The 6,518-nt window shown below is 60.0% G+C and carries 3 protein-coding genes; all 3 read left to right on the top strand.

Annotation, left to right across the window (positions count from 1 at the left end; genetic code table 11):
- The first annotated feature begins 189 nt into the window (after positions 1-189).
- From ABIZ35_RS28140 to ABIZ35_RS28130, 3 genes are read left to right on the top strand one after another with little or no spacing between them, the layout of a single operon-like run.
- Positions 190-3,318, top strand: a complete 3,129-nt coding sequence (locus ABIZ35_RS28140) for an alpha-mannosidase (RefSeq protein ID WP_348223269.1) — start codon at positions 190-192, stop codon at positions 3,316-3,318.
- Positions 3,319-3,332: 14 nt separating this feature from the next.
- The gene (locus ABIZ35_RS28135) at positions 3,333-5,351 is read left to right on the top strand and encodes a hypothetical protein (protein ID WP_348223268.1); all 2,019 of its coding nucleotides are present in this window, start codon (positions 3,333-3,335) and stop codon (positions 5,349-5,351) included.
- A gap of 33 nt (positions 5,352-5,384) precedes the next feature.
- A complete protein-coding gene (locus ABIZ35_RS28130; protein ID WP_348223267.1) occupies positions 5,385-6,425 on the top strand; it encodes a glycoside hydrolase family 130 protein in 1,041 nt (346 codons plus the stop codon).
- The last annotated feature ends 93 nt before the right edge of the window (positions 6,426-6,518 follow it).

Below are 6,518 nucleotides of genomic sequence, written 5' to 3'. Positions count from 1 at the left end.
CCACTGGGGGTGCAGACCATAAGTACGTAGTCGTGACGAAGATTAAAAAACGCCACGTTCTCGATGATATGGTTTGCACCCCCAGTGGGGGCCGGGGGCATCTTATCCAATTACCAGCTTGACACTCAATCCTAAGTGTGATATGATAATGTTATCGATAACATTTATTGTTTTTAGGAGCGTACCGCGTTGAGCTGGCACTATACGATTGAGAAACTCGCGAAGCGAATTGAAGAGATTTCGGCCACTCGGGTCCGCAGGCGCATCCCACTTGCGCCGCTTCTCCGGGCAGAGGATTTCACGGAAACGATGGTCTCGGTCGGCGACAAATACCAGGCTTGCGAAGAGCTTGTCGTGCTGGACGGCGTGGCTGTGATTCCCGAAGACTGGGCGGGCGAACGGGTCTATCTTGGTTTGGAGTTCGGCGGTGCGGAAACGCTCGTTTTTGTGGACGGCAGGCCGGCGCAGGCGATCGATTCACAGCATCACGACTTGCTGCTCTCGGACAGCGCTGAGTCCGGGCGCGCATATGATCTTCGGCTGCACGCCTACACCGGCAGCATCGACGCGCAGACGCAAGGGAGCTGGACTGGGGCGGGCGATGCGAGCATTACCGGCGGCGCGGTGCAGGTGACGCTGAAAACGGGCGAGTTGCAGTGCATCGACCGCGCGGCGGAGGCGCTGTATTACGATCTGAGCGTTGCCTTTGAAGCGGCGAAGACGATGGATGTGAACAGCCGACAGTATGTCGTGATCGTTCAGGCTCTGGAAGATGCTGTCAATCTCGTTGATTTTTCTGAGGGAGTGAAGAGTGATTGCTACTACGCCTCGCTGGCGCTGGCTCGTGAATGCATTCAGGAGAACCTCTACCGGAAGTTCACTGCCGACAAGGACTTCGCGCCGACGCTCTGGGCGACGGGCCACGCGCATATCGATACGGCGTGGCTGTGGCGCATCGCGCACTCGCGCAAAAAGATCGAGCGGACCTTCACCACGGCGCTGGCCCTGATGGATGAGTATCCGAACTATCGCTTTTCGGCTTCGCAGCCGCAGCAGTACGCCTATCTGAAAGAGGACAACCCGACGGTTTACGCCCGGGTTAAAGAAGCTGTTGCGCGGGGGCAATGGGAGCCGGTGGGAGCGATGTGGGTCGAGAGCGACTGCAATGTCGTTTCCGGAGAGTCGCTGGTTCGCCAGTTTCTTTACGGCTCGCGCTTCTTCGAGCAAGAGTTCGGACATAAGACCGAGGTGGTCTGGCTGCCTGATGTGTTTGGCTACTGCGCCGCGTTCCCGCAGATCATCAAAAAGTCCGGTCTCAAATATTTCATGACGATCAAGATCTATTGGAGCCAGGTCAACAAGCCGCCCTATCAAACGTTTGAATGGGAGGGGATCGACGGGACAAGCGTGCTGACCCACTTCTCCCCGATCGGCGGCTACAACTCCACCATGGTTCCCGAGGAATGGGAGAAGACCTGGAGCGAGTACAAGCAGAAGAACCTGAACGACTCGGCGCTTTATATCTACGGCTGGGGCGATGGCGGCGGCGGCCCGACGCGCCAGATGCTGGAATCGGCCGAGCGCGCCGCCGACTTTCCCGGCATCCCTAAGATCAAGCTCACCACCAACCAGGAGTTCTTCGAAGATTTGGAGCGGCAAGTGCATGGGAATCCCATGCTGCCTCGCTGGGTAGGGGAGCTGTACCTGGAGTACCATCGAGGGACATATACGTCGCAGGGCCGCATCAAGCGACAGAACCGGCAGGCTGAGTTTCTGCTGCAAGCGGCGGAGCAGATTTCCTCGCTCGCATTCTGGGAGGCGGACGCCGCTTATCCGCAGGACACATTGGAGAGCGCGTGGAAACTGACCCTGCTCAACCAGTTTCATGACATCATTCCCGGATCCTCGATCAAAGCCGTTTATGAAGACAGTGACAAGGATTACGGACAGATCCAAAGCGCCGGCGGCGAGGCGGTGCGGGCGGGGCTCGCGGCCATTGCCGGTCTCTCTCATACGCGTCCGGCCGACATCATCCTGCACAACCCGCTGTCTTGGCGGCGCAAGGACAGCGCCGAGCTGCCGAGTTCGTTTAACTTGCCGGGGCAGCGCGTCATTGATCTCGACGGAAACGCCAAAACGCTTGTCTCACTGGCGAAGCTGCCCTCGCTGGGATGCCTCGTCGCGTGTCCCGCGGACTTTATTCCCACCGGCCGAGAAGACACGTCTCTTTCTGTGTCGGCGCAGCATCTGGAGAACCGATTCTTCCGGGTCGAGCTGGACGAGAACGGTGAGATTTCTTCGCTCTGCGACAAGCGCGCGGAACGCGAAGTGATCGACGCGCAATCGTACTGCAGGGGAAACGCGTTTCTGACCTTCGAAGACAAGCCGCTGGCGTTTGATGCGTGGGATATCGATATCTTCTATAACGACAAGATGGCTCCGGTCCGGCAGGTCAGCTCCATCGAGGTGGTCGAGCGCGGACCGCAGCGAATCTCCGTCGAAGTCATCCGAAGCTTCGGCTCCGGCAGCGCCATCCGTCAGCGCATCTCTCTCTGGCGTGATCTGCCGCGCATCGACTTCGACACGGAAGTCGAGTGGCGCGAGCGGCAGACGCTGCTCAAAGTCGCCTTCCCCATCACCGTGCACAGTCCGCGCGCGACTTACGATATCCAGTTCGGCAATGTCGAGCGCCCGACGCATTGGAATACCAGCTGGGACTGGGCGCGGTTCGAAGTCTGCGCGCATAAATGGGCGGACCTGAGCGAAGGCGACTACGGCGTTTCCCTGCTTTCAGACTGCAAGTACGGCTGGGACATCAAGGGGAACGTCATGCGCCTGACCCTGCTGAAAGGCGCGATCAGCCCGGATCCCGACGCCGACCTCGGTCGCCACCGCTTCGCTTACGCGCTCTACCCGCATCGAGGCGACTGGCGCGAAGCCGAGACCGTGCGCCGCGCCTATGAGTTCAACGCGCCGCCGCTGGCGATCAAGGCTCCTGAGACGCCATCGTCTGGAAATGGAGCGGCGAAGCTCGAGACGCCGCTTTCGTTTCTTTCCGTCGACCGCGCCAATATCATTGTCGAAACAGTCAAGAAATCCGAAGATGACGATACGCTGATCGTGCGACTCTACGAAGCCCACGGCCAGCGCGGCCGCGCGGCGCTCACGTTTGGGGTGGGTGTGACATCCGTCACCGAAGTCAATCTGATGGAAGTCGTGACGCCTGAATTTGGCGGCGAGCTCGCAATAGAAGGCGGAACGCTCGTCCTTCTCGAATACAAGCCTTACGAAATCAAGACCCTCAAGGTCCGACGATAATGAGAGTGATATTGATGACAAGAAAAATCTCCCCGGCCCTCGCCGCGCTAACGATCGCCACCGCGATGGCCGTGCTTGCTCCCGCCGTACAAGCCGCTCCCGCCAAACGCGCCGCTGCTGCGCGTGTCGCGCCCAACTCAAGCCGTTACTTCGCGATCCATGTCGTGGACGCCGCTACCGGCCGCGGCGTTCCCCTGGTGGAGCTTCGGGCCATCAGCGAGGTGCGCTATTACACCGACAGCAATGGGTACGCCGCCATCGACGACCCGGAGATGATGGGGCAGTCCATCTACTTCAAAATAAAGAGCGCGGGATACTCCTATCCGAAAGATGGGCTGGGGTATGCCGGGTTTGCGCTGAAGGTGAAGGCGGGGACAATCGTTACCATCAAGATGACGCGCGATAATATTGCCGAGCGGCTGTATCGCATCACCGGCGCGGGGATCTACCGGGACAGTGTTTTGATCGGCGCGCCCGTTCCCCTAAAGAAGCCGCTGCTGAATGGGCTGGTCACCGGACAGGATACGGTGGAGGTGACGCCATACAAAGGCAAACTTTACTGGTTCTACGGCGACACCAACAAGCCGTCGTATGCGTTGGGGCAGTTCGATACGTCCGGCGCGACTTCGCTCTTCCCCGGTAAGGGCGGCCTCAACCCCAGTAAGGGGATCGACTTGACGTATTGGGTGGACGCGGAAGGCTTTAGCCGGCCGATGGCGCCGCCGTCAAAGAAAGGCGGACCCGTCTGGGTCGGCGGGCTTTTCAGACTGACCGAGGGCGGAAAAGAGTCTCTTTACACACACTTCGCTGAAGTCGATCACAGCATGACCGTGGTTCGATCCGGCCTCGCGAAGTTCAATGACGCCAAGGCTGTCTTTGAGCCAATCCATGAGTTCGATCTGCACAATGCGCTGAAGGCGGAGGGGCATCCATTCATGGCGACTGATGGCGCAAACCAGTACATCTACTTCCAGCCGCCCAAGCGCGGCTCGTATCCGCTGACCCGGACTCTTGCGGACGAAGCCCATGTGACCGACGCGACGACCTATGAAGCGTTCACATGCCTCGCTCCCGGCGGCCGCTATCAGGGCAGAGAAACACAGCTGGACCGGGATGCGTCCGGGCGTCTGATCTGGTCGTGGAAGCGCGACACGCAGCCGATTGGGATGGACGAAGTCGATGAACTGGTGAAGCAGGGAAAGATGCAGCCCGAGGAGCGTCTGCTGCAATTGCGTGATATTGAAACCGACATGCCCGTCATCGCCCACGGCGGCTCCGTGTTCTGGAACGCGTATCGCAAGCGTTGGATTCTGATCGCGACGCAGATGGACGGCAAGCCGTCCTCGCTCGGTGAAGAGTGGTTCGCCGAGGCGGATACGCCCGTCGGCCCCTGGACCTACGCTCGCCATATCGCCACTCACGATCACTATACGTTCTACAATCCGACCCAGCATCCTTTCTTTGATCAGGACGGCGGGCGCTTAATCTATTTTGAAGGCACCTATGTCGATACGTTCTCGGACGTCAAAGACCTCACGCCGCGCTACAACTACAACCAGATCATGTATCGCGTCGCCCTGGACGACGCCCGCCTGGCCCTGCCGGTCCCTGTCTATCAGTTCCGTCAGGACGGCGCAGACGGGTATGGAACGCGCGAACAAGTGGAGGAGGGCAAGCTCTGGGCGTCCATCCAATCCATTCCCTTCTACGCCGTTCCTCCGAGCCGCAAGCACGACGGCCTGATTCCACTCTATGTCTTCCATGGCTCGCTGCAAACGCAAAGTCCGGGCGGCGATGCGAAGCCGCTCGGCTACGTGCTGCCCGCCAAAGCGGCTGGGTCCGAAAAGACCCCACCGAGTGTGATGGCGCTCTATGAGTATCGTGACCCCGCCACGGCGCGGCGATGGTACTCAACAAACTTGCGCTCCGAAAACGGTCAGCGCTCCGCCGAGCCGGTCTGCCGGGTCTGGCGTAACCCGTCCTCCGTGCTCGCGCTGGATTATTCCGTCAAAGCCATTTCGACTAAGCTCTAGTATTCAAATATTTCAGAAAGACAAAATACCGCTATGGCCGACCTCGCCAAACGTTTCGCCTTCAATCCGATCATTTGCCCCGACGACGTCCGCCCCAGCCGAGACGGTATGGACGTGGCGTGCGTCCTCAACCCCGGCGCCTTCCAATACCAGGGCCGCACGGGACTGCTGCTGCGTGTGGCCGAGCGCCCGCATCAGACGGAGGAGACGATCACGACTCCGGTGATCGATCCGTCCGATCCCAGCGGCGTCTCCATTCTGGAGTTCCGCAAGGACGATCCCGATCTCAGCTACGGCGATCCACGCGGCTTTACGCACAAGGGGCAAAACTATCTGACCACGCTCTCGCATCTGCGTCTCGCATGGAGCGAGAATGGTGAGCAGTTCAGCGTCGATCCCGCCCCGACGCTGATCGGACAAGGCGAGCTGGAGACCTTCGGCGTTGAGGACGCGCGGGTCACGGAGATCGATGGGACCTATCATATCACCTACACCCAGGTCTCCGAGCGCGGTTTCGGCGTTGGTCATATCACAACCCAGGATTGGCGCGCTTACGAGCGCCATGGCATGATCATCCCGCCGTACAACAAAGACTGCGCGTTCTTCACCGAAAAGATCCACGGCGAATATGTCGCCCTGCACCGTCCCTCGGGCGGCGTCCACAACATCTGGATCGCCTTCTCTCCCGATGGCAAGTACTGGGGGCGCCACGCCTGCCTCGCCGCCGCGCGGCCGGGACAGTGGGATTCACAGCGCATCGGCTGCGGCACCGCCCCGATCCGCACCGACGCCGGCTGGCTGGAGATTTACCACGGCGCCAATCATGACCAGCGCTACTGCCTCGGCGCGCTTCTGCTGGACCTCGACAACCCTACCAAGGTCCTCGCCCGCTCCGCCGAGCCGATCATGGAGCCAATCGCGCCCTACGAACAAAAGGGCTTTCTCGGCAACGTCGTCTTCACGAACGGTCATGTCGTGGACGGCGACACGATCACGGTTTACTACGGCGCGAGCGACGAGATCGTATGCGGCGCGCGGATGTCGATTGCGGAGATTTTGGCGACGCTCGGGTAATCAATCGTAGTGTCGTGGCTGCCAAAGATTAAGATGCCGGCGGTTGAAAACCGCGCCTGCAAGAGCGCAGAAGTCCGCCTGCGCGGACTGCAT

Source organism: Capsulimonas sp. (assembly GCF_039929585.1).
In the GTDB taxonomy this organism is placed as follows: Bacteria; Armatimonadota; Armatimonadia; order Armatimonadales; family Capsulimonadaceae; genus Capsulimonas.
Note: the sequence above shows the minus strand (reverse complement) of the source record. Positions and strands in the feature narration are given on the sequence as shown.